The organism is Janthinobacterium sp. BHSEK, assembly GCF_056174685.1.
In genome coordinates, this window is the sequence record NZ_JBWBYV010000212.1 from 1 (window position 1) to 680 (window position 680).

General features: G+C 72.8%; 1 protein-coding gene. It reads left to right on the forward strand.

The features are described 5' to 3' along the window. Positions 1 to 21: 21 nt before the first annotated feature. A partial coding sequence (locus AC0V2Y_RS28490; RefSeq protein WP_475418467.1) for a TolC family protein occupies positions 22 to 680 on the forward strand: 659 nt, incomplete at its 3' end.

The following is a 680-nucleotide window of genomic DNA, read 5'->3' on the forward strand; positions in this document are numbered from 1 at the left end:
GCCCGGCGCGCTCTGTGCGACATGGATATCAAAGCGTTGGTGGCCTTGACTGGGCTGGCCGAGCCGGACCTGCGCGCGCGCCTGGTCGCCGGCAATGGCGAGCTGCCGCGCCCGCGGGCCTTCGTGGTCGATGCGGTGCCGGCCCAGGCACTGGCGCGGCGGCCCGATATCGCCGCGGCCGAACGCGAGCTGGCAGCAGCGGCGGCCGGGATCAACGTGGCCGAGGCGCAGCGCTACCCCAGTCTGCTGTTGGGCGGCAGCATCGGCGTCGGCCGGCTGCGCAGCGGCGGCCTGTCCGGCTCGGCCGATACATGGTCGTTTGGACCGGCCTCGCTCAGCCTGCCGTTGTTCGACGGCGGCCGCCGCAAGGCCGAGGCCGCCGAGGCCCGGGGCTTCTATGACGAGCAGGCCGGGGTGTACCGGCAGCGCGTGCGCGAAGCCGTGCGCGAAATCGAGGAAGCGCTGGTGCGGCTCGACGCGGCCGCCCGCCGCGAAGCGGACGCCGACATTGCCGCGCGCCAGTATGAACGCTATTTCCAGGCCAGCGACGAGAAATTCCGCGCCGGTGCCAGCGGCCTGCTGGACCTGGAAGAGGCGCGCCGCAACAGCCTGTCTGCGCGCCTGACCCACGTCGGCGTCCGGCTCGACAGGGTGCAGGCCTGGATCGCGCTGTACAAGGC